7 protein-coding genes and 1 pseudogene are annotated in these 15,924 nt (G+C 41.8%); 4 read left to right on the forward strand and 4 right to left on the reverse strand.

Going from position 1 to position 15,924, the window contains the following annotated elements:
- Positions 1–13 precede the first annotated feature (13 nt).
- The 4 genes from BDD30_RS22280 to BDD30_RS22295 form a co-directional block, all read right to left on the reverse strand.
- Positions 14–982: a GlxA family transcriptional regulator gene (locus tag BDD30_RS22280; RefSeq protein WP_015835201.1), complete on the reverse strand. Its 969-nt coding sequence runs from the start codon at positions 980–982 to the stop codon at positions 14–16.
- Positions 983–1,173: 191 nt separating this feature from the next.
- On the reverse strand, positions 1,174–3,315 hold the full coding sequence (locus BDD30_RS22285; RefSeq protein ID WP_015835200.1) for a type I secretion system permease/ATPase: 2,142 nt from the start codon (positions 3,313–3,315) through the stop codon (positions 1,174–1,176).
- An 11-nt stretch (positions 3,316–3,326) separates the two neighbouring features.
- Complete coding sequence (locus BDD30_RS22290; RefSeq protein WP_015835199.1) at positions 3,327–4,682, reverse strand: HlyD family type I secretion periplasmic adaptor subunit; 1,356 nt, start codon at positions 4,680–4,682, stop codon at positions 3,327–3,329.
- On the reverse strand, positions 4,675–6,780 hold the full coding sequence (locus BDD30_RS22295) for a peptidase domain-containing ABC transporter (RefSeq protein WP_015835198.1): 2,106 nt from the start codon (positions 6,778–6,780) through the stop codon (positions 4,675–4,677). Before BDD30_RS22295 ends, BDD30_RS22290 begins: the two co-directional genes overlap by 8 nt.
- A 333-nt stretch (positions 6,781–7,113) precedes the next feature.
- Here BDD30_RS22295 and rtxH point away from each other — a divergent pair, with 333 nt between their 5' ends.
- The 4 genes and pseudogenes from rtxH to rtxA all read left to right on the forward strand — a co-directional run.
- The gene (rtxH, locus tag BDD30_RS22300; protein ID WP_015835197.1) at positions 7,114–7,470 is read left to right on the forward strand and encodes a protein RtxH; all 357 of its coding nucleotides are present in this window, start codon (positions 7,114–7,116) and stop codon (positions 7,468–7,470) included.
- Positions 7,471–7,491: 21 nt separating this feature from the next.
- Positions 7,492–7,953, forward strand: a complete 462-nt coding sequence (gene rtxC, locus BDD30_RS22305; protein ID WP_015835196.1) for an RTX toxin-activating lysine-acyltransferase RtxC — start codon at positions 7,492–7,494, stop codon at positions 7,951–7,953.
- Positions 7,954–8,830: 877 nt separating this feature from the next.
- Positions 8,831–9,862 (forward strand): IS630 family transposase, encoded by a 1,032-nt coding sequence (locus BDD30_RS22310; protein WP_041381472.1) that lies wholly within the window; start codon positions 8,831–8,833, stop codon positions 9,860–9,862.
- Between the two features lie 404 nt (positions 9,863–10,266).
- Positions 10,267–15,003, forward strand: a pseudogene (gene rtxA / locus BDD30_RS24480) (MARTX multifunctional-autoprocessing repeats-in-toxin holotoxin RtxA); the annotation flags it as partial.
- Positions 15,004–15,924: the final 921 nt, after the last annotated feature.

The following is a 15,924-nucleotide window of genomic DNA, read 5'->3' on the forward strand; positions in this document are numbered from 1 at the left end:
GTGAGTACCTGCTTTAACGGTACTGGTATTTTTTGCGGTATTCTATAGGTGTTACCCCATTAAGTTTCTTGAATAACTCTCTAAAATAACGAGTATCTTCATAGCCAACTTCATGACTAATTTCTTCTATGGTTTTATTTGATTTTTCTAGCCGGTATTTTGCCAGGGATAACCGGATTTGCTGGATATATTGAATAGGTGTTTGGCCAGTTGCTGTTTTAAAGCGTCGCTTCATTTGCCTTTCGCACAGGTGAATTTTATTTGCCAAATCGCCAACAGATAATATGTCTGATGGAGCAGAATGCATCCAATCCTGTAGCTTGTGGATAAGTGTATCTGAGTGTTGGCGGTAAGGTACAAAACTTGCCAAAGTATGCGGCGGGGCACCTTCCATATTACCAAATATAAGTTGGCTACAGGTTTCTCGAGTATTGTAACCATATATCTGTTCGACAATGTGCATCATGACATCATTGTATTCATAAGTGCCAGAAGTACAGAAAATATTGTTATCTCTAGTGACTTTTATTTCCGAGTGTAGCTGTACTTGCGGAAACATATCCTTAAATGAGTTGGTTAACAACCAATGTGTGGTGGCTTTGCGATTATTGAGTAAATTAGCTTTAGCCAGTACAAACGAACCTGAGCAGATAGAGACAATAGGAATATTTCTTTCTTCCATTCTTTGGAGCCAATCTAAGGTTTCTTGGGTACAAGAATCCAAATCGTTGTCAGGGATGCCAATTGAACCCACTAGCACAATATCTGTTTGTTTAATCTCTCTGATAAGTTTATTGGGTTTTAATCGCACTCCTCCCAGCCCAACAGCATCCTGATTATCCTGTGTGACGATATTTATTTCTGGCTCCGGCGCTCCGGCTAAATGAGCGGCAAGAGTTAAAATCTCTATTGGGCCAGTAATAGAAGTCAGAGATCCTCCTGAAAATGCTAAAGCGCTTAAAGAAACTGGATTCCTGTCCATAAGAATTCTCCGACTTAAAAATTAAGATGTATAAAAACATTTGATTTACCTAACATATTAATAACTTAATGTTACAATTTAAATGATTTAGTTACATTAAGTTATTTTTTTGCACAAATTAATAGAAATAGATACAAATTGAGTCAAAATTCATTCACCTTCTGTTGAAAATTAAGCTGGATTGCGACGGTTTAACTTTTACCAACTTGTTGATTCCACAACTGGGCATATAAACCCCCTTGCTGAAGCAGTTGGTCATGTGAACCAAATTCGACGATTTGTCCCTGATCTAACACACAGATTTTATCGGCATGGCGAATCGTATTAAGCCTGTGAGCTATGCTAATGACAGTTCTATCACGGCATATTTCATCCATATTTGCCATAATTGCCGCTTCGGATTCATAGTCTAATGCTGAGGTAGCTTCATCAAGGATCAGAATAGTTGGGTTGACGAGAAGTGCCCTTGCCAATGCGATTCTCTGTCTCTGGCCACCTGAGAGATTTGAACCTTTTTCCCCGACCGGATGTGCGAAACCGTGAGGAAGAGATTGAATAAATTCAATAGCGCCGGATAACTCAGCAGCTCGATAGACTTCTGCATCGGTCGCATTGGGTTTACATAGTCGGATGTTATCGGTGATGCTGCCGGAAAACAGGATACTTTCCTGGAGTACGACACTCATATTGCGGCGTAAAGAGACAGGATCAGCAATGGCTAAATCCATACCATCAACCAGGACTTGCCCATGTTGAGGGACATATAGCCTTTGTAGCAAACGGGTAAGAGTACTTTTCCCTGAACCAGAGGGGCCGGTGATGCCGATGAATTCGCCAGATTTTATGGATAATGAGAGGTTTGCCAGAACTTCTGGTGTGTCATCATGATAGCGGAAGCGAATGTTTCTGAATTCAATCTGACCCTCCAGTTCAGGTACGGAAGCCAATCCCTGTTTACTGTTCTCCATAGGTTCATCAAGAATGTCGCCCACACGCTTCAAGGCGATTAACGTATGCTGAAAATCCTGCCAAACTTGTGCAAGTCGGAGGATAGGTTGAGTGACATGTCCGGCAAGCATATTAAAAGCAATGAGCTGTCCAGGTGTGAGTTCACCGCGTAGGACTTCCGTCACCCCCCACCATAAGAGGATCGCCGTAGTAAATTTCTGGACAAAATCGATGCCTTGTCCGGCGATTAGGCCACTTTTCTGTGCAGTAAAGCTTTTGGTCAATTGCTGACTGAGAATACGTTGCCAATGATGCAAAAAACGATTTTCAGTGGCAGTGGTTTTAATGGTTTCAATCCCGGTGATTGTTTCAGTCAGAAAGCTGGTTGCATCAGCATCACTTTCATACTCTGCTTCTACTTTGCGACGAATAATCGGCCCGGCGATTATCCAGAATATGAAATAAACGAAGAGCGAACCAATGACGATCCAGGTCAGTATTCGGGCGTAATAAAACATGATGCCAATGAACATGATAATGAAGATTAAATCCAGTAATAGCATCAGAGTAGAACCCGTCAGGAACTGACGAATTTGCGACATTTCTCTGACTCTGGCGATAATCTGCCCTGTTTGTCGTTGCTTAAAATATTGCAGCGGTAAGCCGGTCAAATGACGATATAGTCGTCCGGAAAGCTCAGAGTTTATCTGGCTTGCCATGTGCCCAAATACAGTATTACGCATGAAACTATATAAGGGTTCTGCAAGGGCAATAGCGAGCATCGCCATGCCCAATACATGAAGGCTGGATAAACTTCGTCCTACCAATACCTTATCAATGATATTTTCAAACAGTATCGGGCTAACCAGCGCAAATAACTGAAGGAAAATAGCAAACAAAAATAGATCTTTTATCTGACTTTTTTGTCGGAAAATTGAGGGGTAAAACCAACCCAAACCGAATTTAACGTGCTTCTTAGTTAATTCCTGATCTGCGATTAAAAGAATCTTATAAGTATTTTCTTTATTATCAACGGGTAAAGAAAATAATCGCGTTTGTTTAGTGACAGGATTAAGAACGGTTATATTGGCATTATTAATTTCAATAAGTACCCACCACTGTTGTTCTAATTCAATCAATGCTGGTAAGGGTAAAGTCGGTCCTGTATTAGCAGTTAAACGTTCAATTTTACTGCGCAGTCCGATGGCGTTGGCTGCTTCACGTAGTTGTAAATCACTCAGATAGAGAGAATCAAAACCAAGGCTGTGTTGAAGTTGATCGGCAGTGGCGGATTTATGAAATTGTTTCCCCACATAGACGATGCAATCCAGCGCTTGATTATTATGGACATCATCATCGGCGCTGATGGTAGTCGAAGGTAGCAAGATGTTCACGATTATTTCTCCCTCAGTGCTTCAGACTGATACTCTCTGATAGGACTCAGGAGATAATCGATAACGCGGCGTTGATCAGTTTTGATTTCGGCGACAATTGACATACCCGGGGTAATTTCGACCTTTGTATTGTCTATGGCAATATGATTACTTTTAAGACTTACCTGCGCAGGAAAGACCAGCCCTAATTGTTCATCAGTGGTTGAGTCTCTGGATATGTTCAACAGTTCACCGTCGATAGTGCCATAACGCGTGTAGGGGAAGGCATCTACCTTAACGGTGACTTGTTGTCCTGGATGAACAAATCCGGCATCTTTGTTTAAAATTTGCACTTCTGCCAATTGCACATTGTCATCAGGAACGATCACCATTAAGTTTTGTGCGGGTTGCAGTACCGCACCTAATGTATGCACACTGAGTTGCTGAACGGTCCCTGTGACAGGGGAACGGATGATTTCCAGTTGTTCCCGCGCCTGAGCTTTTGAAAGATCTTGTTCTGAAACGACCAGTTGAACTTCGGACTGTTTTCTTTTGTCGAACCATTCGCGCTCTTTTTGCGCTTTCAGGCCGTTTAGTCGTTCTTCCAGGTTAATATATTGCGATTGCAGAACATGAAGTTCAGAATTTTGTTGGGCAATCAGACGTTCTGTCTCCAGGAACTCTTTTTCTTGTTCAAGATATTCAACTTTACTGATCACCTGTTTTTCACTCAAGGTTTGGCGTGCCTTTAAACGCTGGCTGATATTCTGCCGAAGCTTGGTGAGTGCATTAATGTCACTTTTTCGAGCCTGTTGAGAAGCGAGATTCACGTTCATCTCTGCTTTCAGATTTGTTATACCAGCTTCATATTCTCTTTTTTCACGGGAATAGTTTTCGACAACTTGTGCTTGCTGAGATGCTGGCAATGTTTGAAACAATCCCTGTTCTGCGGGTTCTTGTTTCTCAGTCAAAGCTTGGTAACGAATCTTTTCATGGGTTTGATATTCAATCTGTTTGAATAACTTGGCAATATCTTGATTGACACCAAGTGTATCTAATGTCAGCAGTGGATCATCTTTAATGACCCGCTGTCCGTTCTGGACATGAATAGCTGTCACACGGCTTTGTTCATACGCTTGAATTATCTGAGAACGACCGGAGACAATCAGGCGGCCAGTCGCGGTTGCCTGAACATCCAACTTACCCAGATATGCCCAGAGCAAAGCGATGATAATGCTGACACTGAGCATGATTGCGGTGTAGCGGGCGAAAGGTGAGGGTGGACGCTGCGATAACGCTAAATGTGTTGGTAAGAAGTCATAGTGTTGTGGGAGAAAGCACAACCGTGTTTTAATTTTATCCTTAAAAGCCTTAATCATGATAAGGCACCTCCTGTTTCAATTCCTGTTGCAGTTGCCAGAGCTTCCGATACTGCTTGCCGTGTTTAAGCAGTTGCTCATGAGAACCTTGCTCAATCATTTCCCCCTGATTAAGAACAATAATGCGATCACAATTACGCACGGTTGAAAGCCGGTGTGCGATAGTGATGACGGTTCTGCCCTGTGCAATTTCTGCCATATTTGATTGAATGAGTGATTGTGATTCATCATCAAGCGCACTGGTTGCTTCATCGAGAATGAGAATTTTGGGGTCTGCAAGTATAGTCCGAGCAATAGCAAGCCTCTGACGTTGACCGCCAGATAAGGATTGCCCGCCTTCTGCTATGATGGTGTCATATCCCATTGGTAGCCTGAGAATGAAGTCATGAGCACCTGCCAGTTTGGCAACTTTAATCACTGATTCCAGGTTAATATCGGGTTTTGACTGGGCAATATTTTCATATACTGTTTTGTTAAATAAGAAATTTTCTTGTAGAACAACGCCAACTTGCTGTCTGAGTGTTTCGATACCTATATTTTGCAATGGAATTCCATCTAAGGTGATTGCACCTGTTTCCGGCGAATAAAGGCGGAGTAATAAACGTGCCAGCGTACTTTTGCCTGAACCGGAGGTGCCCACAATACCAATGGTTTCTCCGGCTCTTATATCAAGGGTAAATCCTTTAATGGTTGGAGGAATATCGGGTTGATAACGAAAGACAACCTGGTTAAATGAGATTGCCCCTTGCAGAGCGACTTGTTGTTGTCCGGACTGCTGCTCGGTTGGTAGGTTTAACATATCGCCTAATTTATCTACAGCTACCCGTGTTCTGATAAATTGTCCCCAAAGTTCCACCAGCCGGGCTAATGGTTGGGAAGTATGGTTTACCATCATATTGAAGGCGATCAACTGACCCAGTGTCATTTGCAGGGATAAAACTTCTGATGCGCCTAACCAGAGAATTGCGGCATTGGTGACTTTTTGCAGTAGCATAACAATATGATTTGAGCGATTACCAAGTTGCTGTACTGCGTAACTGGTATCAATCATCTGCTCGGTTTGGCTATCCCAGCGGCGAACAAATCTTGGTTCTACTGCCAGGCTTTTAAGTGTTTCGGAACCGGAAACCGTTTCGGTCAGAAAAGAGGTATTGATTGCTGCATGAGTGAATTGTTCTTCAACGGCCTTTTCCATGCGAGGTGTTAGCCACCATGCCAGAATGGCATAAAAAGGAATTGTTGCGATAAAAACCCAGGTTAGCGTACTGGATAACAGGCTCATCACGTAGATGAAAACAAACATAAACAGCATATCGACGGATAAGGTGAACATTGAACCAGTGAGAAACTCCCTGATGGTATCCAGTTCACGAACCCGTGTAACAATCGCGCCTACTTGACGGGATTTAAAAAAGAGTAAAGGCAGGCCAAATAGATGCCGAACCAGCTTTAATCCTAATTTGATATCGATACGGTTTGCGGTATGAGCGTATTGATATTCGCGTAATCCTCGTAAAATCACTTCGATTATTCCGGCGATAATTAAACCAAAGATTAATACATCAAGGGTTGATAATGCCTGATGGATTAATACCTTATCCATAACGACCTGAATGACTAAGGGTGAAATGAGTGCAAGAACTTGTAGTACAAAAGAAAACAGTAATATTTCACCTAGGTTTTTCTTTTGTGCCAAAAACTCTGGAATAAACCAACTAATATCAAATTTAGATTGTTTTTGTTTTATCTTAATCCATTTGCCATTCCATTCTTCCATAAGTTTTTTAGCAGGCCATATTTCTGGGGTTTCTTTATTTACCTTTTGGATGAGTGCGTTTTCTTTATTCGATTTGGCTAAAACAAAAGGTAGGCCATTATTATCAAACAAGATTGCGGGTAATGGTATATCATCGTGTTTTTTTCTGGCAGATTGCTTATTGACGAGAGATAAGTTAAATTTTTTCTCTATATCTCTTATATAAGATTGGTAACAATTAGCGTTTTTTAAGTGATCAATATCAGTGATATTGTTTTTTCCATTACATATCATCAATATTAACTTTAATGATGATAGGGTTAATTTTTCAATCTCATTCATGAAAAAACATCTTTAGAATTTGCATAGAATATGAATAAAAACAGAGCATCATGTTGCCTGTTTGTTATGTTGTCATTTAATTATCACTTTAATATCTTATATTTGTTGTTGATAACAGTGTGTGGGTAAATAGGACGACATATGGGGGGTAAAAAGACTTTTTGGTATATGAATATTGTCTTTGAATTTTTGCTCGATATTATTTTATTTGATTTGTTCATTTAAAAGCATTTATAGTCAGGTAATCCCATAGTATCTTTGAGTTTAATGTTTTCACTGTTGTACATATTGTACAATCTTATTAATAAATTGTTTGTTTTTTGGTAAATAAATATGTCTGAAAAATTTGTACAAACTATCTCTAGCGTCAATTATAACAAAGGCGTTTTCTCTCTTTATTTTGTTGGTCAGGAACCTAATCGTATGGCGAATGGAATAATGGCGGAAAATGACAATGAACTTGAATTGAAACAGGTTATTCATATGCCAGCATCGGGATTTATGTATATGGTCTCGATGGTTAAAAATATGTTAGAAGATCCACGTATGGCGGCTGAATTTGATAAATTGATAGCGGCAGGGTTTTTACCAACTCCGCAATTACCGGCAGAACAACCTGCATCAGAAGCTGAAGTTACGGCAGAAGAACCCGCTAATGCGAAGAAACGTGCGGCTAAAAATGAAAAATAACATCTGATGGTTGAATAACGCATGGCGATTATACATCAGCCAGTGAAACTGAATACCGCAGGAATACAGGCAATGATCGGAGGAGTGATGTTATTGAGTCAGCATTCTCCTCTGCATCGGAGATACTTAGTGTCCGAGTGGCAGCAACGTATTTTACCTGCATTTGAACTTAATCAGTTTTGCTACTATGAAGATGAACATGGGCATCCAATTGCTTTCTGTAATTGGGCTTTTTTATCTGAACAAAACCGGGAACAATTACTCTCGGGAGAAAGAGAGATTAATCATATGGATTGGCGCTCAGGTCCACATATTTTTTTTCCCGAAATGATTGCACCTTTTGGTCACGGGCGTGAAGTTGCCAGGGATTTACGCCGCCGTGTCTTTTTACCATGGAAAGGCCAGAAGGCTTGTACTGTCCGAGGGAAACTTGATGTTCAAAACGACCGCTGTATTCGTCAGGTGCAGTGGTTCTTTGTTTAATAATAAAGAGTGGCTCATTGAGAAATGGGTCATTTCTCTATGCAGGTTTAACCGTCTTTATCAACGACGTAAAACAAGTCAATTATTCTGAAACTGCTGAGATTATGTATTGAATACTCTCGATATTACCGTGATCAAAGAAAAAGCGTATATTGAGTATTCCAATAGACACGGTGAAACTGAAATAATTTTATTGGCTATTATTGTTTCCTACTAAAACAGTAGGATATTATTATCTCATTTACTTATACTTTTTTCATGGTTATAATGTTTAATGTTTTCATAAGAGTGGAATAAAATAATTGATCGTCATTAATGGAAATTTATATTTTAGTTTATTCGTTAATCTATTGTATCTCCTGTATTTTCCATATTCTCGTGGAAAAACATATCTGCATTAAATATCTTTTTTAATTTTTCTTTATCTTAATTGATAGATTTTTAAAAGGTGTTTATAAATGTATCAGCTTGAAACTTTTCTGAATGTGGTGTTTTTCTATTATATACCCAATAGATTTCGAGTTGCAGCGCGGCGGCAAGTGAACGAATCCCCAGGAGCATAGATAACTCTGTGACTGGGGTGAGTGAAAGCAGCCAACAAAGCAGCAACTTGAAAGATGAAGGGTATATACACTTTATTAATAAATTTATGTAAATAATCTTTACTATGAATGATAATAGTGATGTTTTTCTGTTTATTTAATTAAATAGAGATAAAGTTATCTTGAACTAAATAAATTATTTAAAGGGTATTTAGTTGACTTTTTTATTAATGTTTTTACTGTTAAAAGGTTAAAAGGTTAAAAGGTTAAAAGGTTATACCCGTGCTCATTGAAACTGCTTGATTTTCGCCCAAATGAGGTTCAGGGTATCCGTCATGAAAATATTCATTACCGACGAACAAAAAGCCGAACTTGAACACCTTCATCACACCTGCCGTGATAAGCGGGAGTGTGATCGTATCAAAGCGGTCCTGCTGGCCTCTGAGGGCTGGAGCTCTGTCATGATCGCTCAGGCCCTGCGCCTGCATGAAATGACCGTTAATCGTCATATCAGCGATTACCTTAATCACCGCAAACTCAAGCCCGACAATGGCGGCTCTCAGAGCCACCTCAGCGAAACACAGACGAAGGAACTTATCGCTTATCTGACCGCGAATCTTCTGCCCACCACACAGGCGGTTATCCACCTTGTCAAAGAAGCGTGGAATATCAGTTACACCGTTCCCGGCATGAATAAATGGCTGCACCACAATGGATTTAGTTATAAAAAACCGACCGGCGTGCCACACAAGTTCAACGCGGAACAGCAGCGGGCCTTTATAGAAACCTACGGGAAACTCAAGCAGGAAGCCGGAGACAATGAGCCCATCCTGTTCATTGATGGCGTCCATCCCACTCAGGGGACGAAACTGGCTTATGGCTGGATGCGTAAAGGCCAGAAAACCGTAGTGAAAACCACGGGAAGCCGTACCCGTCTGAACCTGATGGGAGCCCTGAATCTGGCCGATATCAGCAAAACAGTCGTACACGAATATGATCGTATCGACAGTTATCACATCGCAGAATTCTTCATTGCCCTGCGTGAAACCTATCCGGTCAGTCAGAAGGTTCATATTATCCTTGACGGAGCCGGTTATCACCGGAGTGAGTTGGTGAAAGACTGGGCTTATGTGATGAATATTGAACTTCATTACTTACCGCCCTACAGCCCAAATCTGAACCCGATAGAAAGGCTGTGGAAAGTGATGAATGAACAAGTCAGAAATAATCGTTACTTCGCCTCGGCGGCCTTGTTCAGGCAGGCAATACATCACTTTTTTACGGAAATATTACCGGAACTTGCCGGGAGTCTGTCACGCCGTATTAATGACAATTTTCAGATTCTGAATCCTGCATCTTCAAGTTAAGCGGGTATAAAAGGTTAAAAGGTTAAAAGGTTAAAAGGTTAAAAGGTTAAAAGGTTAAAAGGTTAAAAGGTTAAAAGGTTAAAAGGTTAAAAGGTTAAAAGGTTAAAAGGTTAAAAGGTTAAAAGGTTAAAAGGTTAAAAGGTTAAAAGGTTAAAAGGTTAAAAGGTTAAAAGGTTAAAAGGTTAAAAGGTTAAAAGGTTAAAAGGTTAAAAGGTTAAAAGGTTAAAAGGTTAAAAGGTTAAAAGGTTAAAAGGTTAAAAGGTTAAAATGTTAAAAGGTTAAAAGGTTAAAATGTTAAAAGGTTTTCACTGTTTCGAGATAAATTAAATATTCAAAATAACTGCTCTATCCGCTAGGCGCAGTGGTTTTTTTCTTAACCTCAATAATAAATTAAAGGGCTATTGATGGGTAAATCATCAAATAGAAGTACAGAATACTTCTTTACTGGAAAATATTACGACGATAACGACGGTAATAGTATTGTTGCTATTGGTGTTGGTGGTGACGTTTATGCTTATGGCGGAGATGATGATATTACTGTTGGTTCATTAAAGGTCGATGTATACCATACAAATGGTGAACTTTCGGTAAAGGGCGCTTCAGGTTATACCGGTATTCGTAAAACGGGAAATGGCGGCTTGTCATTTTCGGGCGCGTCCGGTGCAGCTTTTATTAATCATACGGGTGAAACAGGAAATTTATATTATTCGGGTGTTGCTGGCTATAATAAACTGACTCGTAAAGGTTTGTCTGGTAATACCAGTTTTAAAGGGGCTGGTGGATATAATCAATTATGGCATGAAACTGATCAGGGAAATATCTATTTTGCTGGTGCAGGAGGTGCTAACGAAATTGACCGTATCTGGTTTAATGATTATCAAGGTACTCAAGGAGATGTGACATTTAATGGCGCAGGCGCTGCAAATAGTATCGATTCGCGGATAGAAAGTGGCGATATTACTTTGAATGGCGTTGGTGCTGATAACCATATTGTGCGTGAAGGCAGAAAGGGTAACATTATTTTACGTGGAGCGGGGGCAGCAAATCGCATTGAACGAATACGCCATAGTGAAGATGGATATAAACAGACACATGGCAATATTATTCTTGAAGGTGCGGGTGGTTATAACAAACTCTATTCTGATGTTGCTCACGGTAATATTCATTTTACTGGTGCAGGGGCTTATAACGAAATTACTCGAACAGGTGCGAAAAATGAAATAGCATTTGCTCAGGCTAAAGATATTATTATGACATCAGCAACAATGGAGGGACGCTGGATTCAACAATCCGGGCAAGTTAAAGCAGTTAAATCCGTTGTAGAGCCTGATACTTATCTCTTTGCTATTGCCAATGACGTTAATACCAAAGTTGTTGCTGTGCGGCTGCAAAATAATCCTGATACTGGAAAGCTCCGTTATTATGTCACTGCTTGGTATAAGGCGGGTGATCATCTTAAGGATATTGCTAAGGAAAATATTAATGTAAATAATGGATTTATCCCGGTTAAAGAGGAAGGGGCTATTACGCTTGCCAATATTAACTTTGTATATCGACAAGAAACCACGATACAGGGAGTTGAGGCGTCATTATTAACCGATAAATGGGTAAATTATGCTGATGGTAACAACATTAAAGCGGAAGACGTCACACTGGGTCGTGCCAAAATGGGAGGGTATGCGATTTCTTCTGATGGACTGAAAATCGATGTTTCTCCGGTTAAATCAAATGATCAGTTGAATACTTATATATATGCCATATTTCTGGACCCTTATACCAAAGTGGTTGAGGTTAAGCTGGCAAATGATTATGAAACAGGAAAACTGAAATATATTGCAAGATCTTGGTATAAAAAAGGTGACCATACTAGCCGTATAGCGAACGAAACTTTTTCCTATCCTGGTGGTTATCGATCAATAGGGGCTGGTTATACGTTAAGTCAGCTTCACTATGATTTAAATGTAGCAGATGATATTGCTGATTGTTTGACGGATCTTGAAAGTTATTCTGAGCAAGATTTTATCGAATCATCAAAGAGTGGTGGGGATAGCTCTGGTGATATTTATTTCAACGGTGCAGGTGGTGGAAATGTTATTACGTCCAACGTGACGCACGGTAATATTAATTTCACTGGAGCGGGGATGGCTAACGTTATTCTGCACAATTCTACATTCGGCAATACCTATTTTGACGGCGGTGGTGGTGCGAATGTCATTGTGAAAAACGGTGAAGAGGGCAATCTATCGTTCCGTGGTGCGGGCTTAGCAAACGTCCTTGTTCACCACAATCTACATGGAGAAATGGACATTTATGCTGGTGGTGCAGCAAATGTTCTTGTGCGGGTTGGGGATGGGCGATATCTGGCTCATCTTCTGGCTTATGGCAATATCTCAATTCACAAGGGCAACGGTAACAGCCGAGTACGGATGTTGGGGGGATACAACACGCATACTCAAATAGGTGATGGTAACGCGGACTGGTTCGGGGCGGGCGGTTTTAACGTTATCACCCAGGCAGGAAAAGGGCATATTTCTTCAGTATTTTTGGGCGGCGCTAACGTGCTGACTAAGCTCGGCACGGGTGATCTGGTTTCCGGTATGCTCGGTGGTGCCAACATTATCACGCATCTCAGTGATAAGACTGAAACGTCAAACACCACCTCAATAGCGTTGGGCGGAACCAATATCCTGACTAAAAAAGGGAAAGGTAATGCACTAGCGATAATGGGCGGTGGTGCAAACGTCCTCACACATATTGGTGATGGTAATACAACGGGCATTATGTTAGGTGGGGCGAATATCTTGACCAAAGTTGGACAAGGTGACACGACCGGCATCATGTTTGGCATTGGCAACGTGTTTACCCATGTTGGCGGCGATTTGACATTGGGTGTCATGGCAGCGGCAGGAAATATCTTCACTAAAGTAGGGGATGGAACATCTATCGCCGCCATGATGGGGGCGGGCAACCTGTTTACCCATGTCGGCAAAGGGGATGCATGGGCGTTAATGGGTGGGGCGGTGAACGTCTTTACCAAAGTGGGTGATGGTAATGCGTTGGCATTGATGGTAGCCGCGGGCAATGTGTTTACCCATATTGGTGATGGCACGAGTGTTGCGCTGATGCTGGCAAAAGGCAATATTGCGACCAAAGTGGGTAACGGCACGACCTTAGCTGCGATGATTGGCAAGGCTAACATCTTTACCCACGTAGGGGATGGCAATACCTTTGCTGCCATGATTGGTGGTGCCAATGTGCTGACGAAGGTTGGCAATGACCTGACAGCCGCCTTAATGATAGGGAAAGCTAATATCTATTCGCATGTGGGTAATGGCACCAGTATCGGTTTGTTTGCCGGTGAATTGAACGTGATGACCAAAGTCGGTGAGGGTACAACACTGGCGGCCATGTTTGGTAAAGCCAATATTATGACCCATGTGGGGGATGGCTTAACGGGCGTGTTAGCACTGGGTGAGGCCAATATCGTTACCAAAGTGGGCGATGATTTTATGGGCGTTGTTGCGGCGGCGAAAGCGAATGTCATTACGCATGTCGGCGACGCGACAACCGCCGGTATCTTGCTTGGCAAAGGCAATATTTTGACCAAAGTGGGGGACGGTACCACAGTCGGCCTGCTTGTTTCCGATGTGGGTAACGTGATGACCCATGTTGGAGAGGGCACGACGGTGGGTTTTGCCAAAGGTAAAGCCAATCTTATTACCAAAATTGGCGATGGCACTGGGGTAAATGCGGCTTGGGGTGAGGCGAATGTCTTGACTCAGATTGGCGATGGTGATCGTTATAACTTCGCGAAAGGTAACGCGAACATGATTACCAAAGTGGGAGATAAGCAGGAAGTCACGGTAATTCAGGGCGATGTCAATATCATTACCCATGTCGGTAATGGTGATGACTACACTGGAGCTTGGGGAGAAGCTAACGTTATCACAAAGGTGGGAGATGGACGCAATGTGGTGCTTGCTAAAGGCAAGGCCAACATTGTCACCCAAGTGGGTCAGGGAGACAGTTTTAATGCCTTATGGAGCGAAGGCAATATTGTCACCAAAGTGGGAAATGGCGTACAGGTTATCGCGGCAAAAGGTAAAGCTAATATCACGACAACGGTAGGTGATGGCTTAAGTGTGACCGCAACGCAGGGTGATCTTAATGTGAATACCAAAGTGGGTAATGGTGTTTCGGTTAACCTGGCGTGGGGGAAATATAACGTTCATACCAAAGTTGGCGATGGTCTTAATATTGCTGTTATGAAAGGTAAAGGTAATGCCAATATCCATATTGGAGATGGCCTGGGTATCAATGCCTCTTATGCACGCAGTAACGTGGCGGTTAAGATCGGAAACGGTGATTTTTACAGTTTTTCTGTGGCCGAAAGCAATAAACTTCCTTCCCTTTTTGAGCATATCAAACAGACGACATTGGGTGTGGGAGGCAGTCAGGCAATCAACTATTTGGTTCAGGGGGATGAAGCTAATACCTCTGGCACCCATAAAGGCAGAGGTGCGATTAATTTGGCAGAAGTTTCTGCTATTGATGGTTTTCAACTGGATGAAATTACGCCGGTAAGTTCAGATTTAAACCATCGTCTCAATGGGGAAGTAACAGCGGTGGAGCTGCCTGACGTAAGTTCAATAGAAGGTGCCTTGAGTCAAAAAACGCTATCGGTGCCAGATCAGAGTGAAAATTTGATCGTCAATGGTAACTTTGAACAAGGTAAGTTGGGGTGGCAGTCAACCAATGATATAGAAGCATATAGCCCGGCGAGTGCTTACGGTCTTGATAATACCGGTCATGGTGAACGAGTCAGCCAATTTGATGTTGATAAAAACACCGTAATTTGGCGGGAATTACAAAATTTGTCTGAAGGAGAAGTGGTTTCATTGTCTTTTGATTTTATGAGTCATTTAGAGATGGAGGACCGTGATCTGAGTGGCAATGGAATAATGGTGTTGTGGAATGGTAAATCTGTATTCTCAGCTTCTGGACCGCGAGCTATATGGCGCACTCAAAAACTCGATTTAATGGCAAACGCGGGTACTAACCGGATTGAATTTAAAGGTACCGGCTCGGATGATGGATTTAGTTATATCTTAGACAAAATTGTTGTGAAATCTGAGGCGTCACTGATTGCCAATGATGACTTTAAGCAACGTAAATTAGGTTGGCAATCAACCAATGATATTGCGGCATATAGTCCAGCGAGTGTTGATAATACCGGTTATGGCGAACGAGTCAGTGAACTTGATGTTGATAGAAACACGACTATTTATCAGGATCTGCAAAACCGTTCTGAAGGGGAAGTCATTTCGCTGAGCTTTGATTTTGCCAATCGTCCCGATGCTTATTCAGCCGACAATGGTATGGATGTTTTCTGGAATGGCAAACTTGTATTCTCGACTTTTGGCGACGCCGCGCAATGGCAAAATAAAACACTAGAGTTGACAGCAAAGGCAGGTAGTAATCGAATTGAGTTTACAGGAACCGGTTTAAATGATGGCGTAGGCTATATTCTGGATAACGTTATCGCAAAATCTGAGAGCTCCCCACAAGCCAATATTATTACCAAACATGTGAAACAGGATAAAGCGGCGCAAAATGCGTTAAGCGATAAAGAAAAAGCGGAAAAAGATCGCCAACTATTAGAACAAGAAAAAGAGAAACAACTGGCGGAGATTGCGAAATCGCAATCCCAATTAGAATTAACGGATCAGGCAGCACTTAGCCAAAATGGGCTGACACAGCGTAATGCGATAGCAGCAGAAGCGCGGGCGGAGACTGATAAACTGGTTTCCGTGACGCAAGGTTTGGATGTGCTTGATGACTATGCCGATTACAGTGGTCAATCAGGTGACTTGTGGCGCAATCAGTTTGCTTCCCAATTTTTGAGCCGTGCCCAGGATGAGTTGAATTACACCAAATTTATTACCCAGAAAAAATTAGCCAATGCTCAACGGTCTATTGCGGATAACCAACAACAAGTAAAAGAAGCGGTTAAGAAATCCGAAGCCGGAGTAGCACAAAGCGAGCAGCACCATGCCAGAGCA

Origin of the sequence: Photorhabdus asymbiotica, from assembly GCF_003634575.1 — a bacterium.
GTDB classification, from domain to species: domain Bacteria; phylum Pseudomonadota; class Gammaproteobacteria; order Enterobacterales; family Enterobacteriaceae; genus Photorhabdus; species Photorhabdus asymbiotica.

Coding starts and splice junctions, on each gene's coding strand:
- BDD30_RS22295 (WP_015835198.1), bottom strand. CDS start 6,780: ATGAATGAGATTGAAAAATTAACCCTATCATCATTAAAGTTAATATTG.
- rtxC (WP_015835196.1), top strand. CDS start 7,492: ATGGCGATTATACATCAGCCAGTGAAACTGAATACCGCAGGAATACAG.
- BDD30_RS22310 (WP_041381472.1), top strand. CDS start 8,831: ATGAAAATATTCATTACCGACGAACAAAAAGCCGAACTTGAACACCTT.
- rtxH (WP_015835197.1), top strand. CDS start 7,114: ATGTCTGAAAAATTTGTACAAACTATCTCTAGCGTCAATTATAACAAA.
- BDD30_RS22280 (WP_015835201.1), bottom strand. CDS start 982: ATGGACAGGAATCCAGTTTCTTTAAGCGCTTTAGCATTTTCAGGAGGA.
- BDD30_RS22290 (WP_015835199.1), bottom strand. CDS start 4,682: ATGATTAAGGCTTTTAAGGATAAAATTAAAACACGGTTGTGCTTTCTC.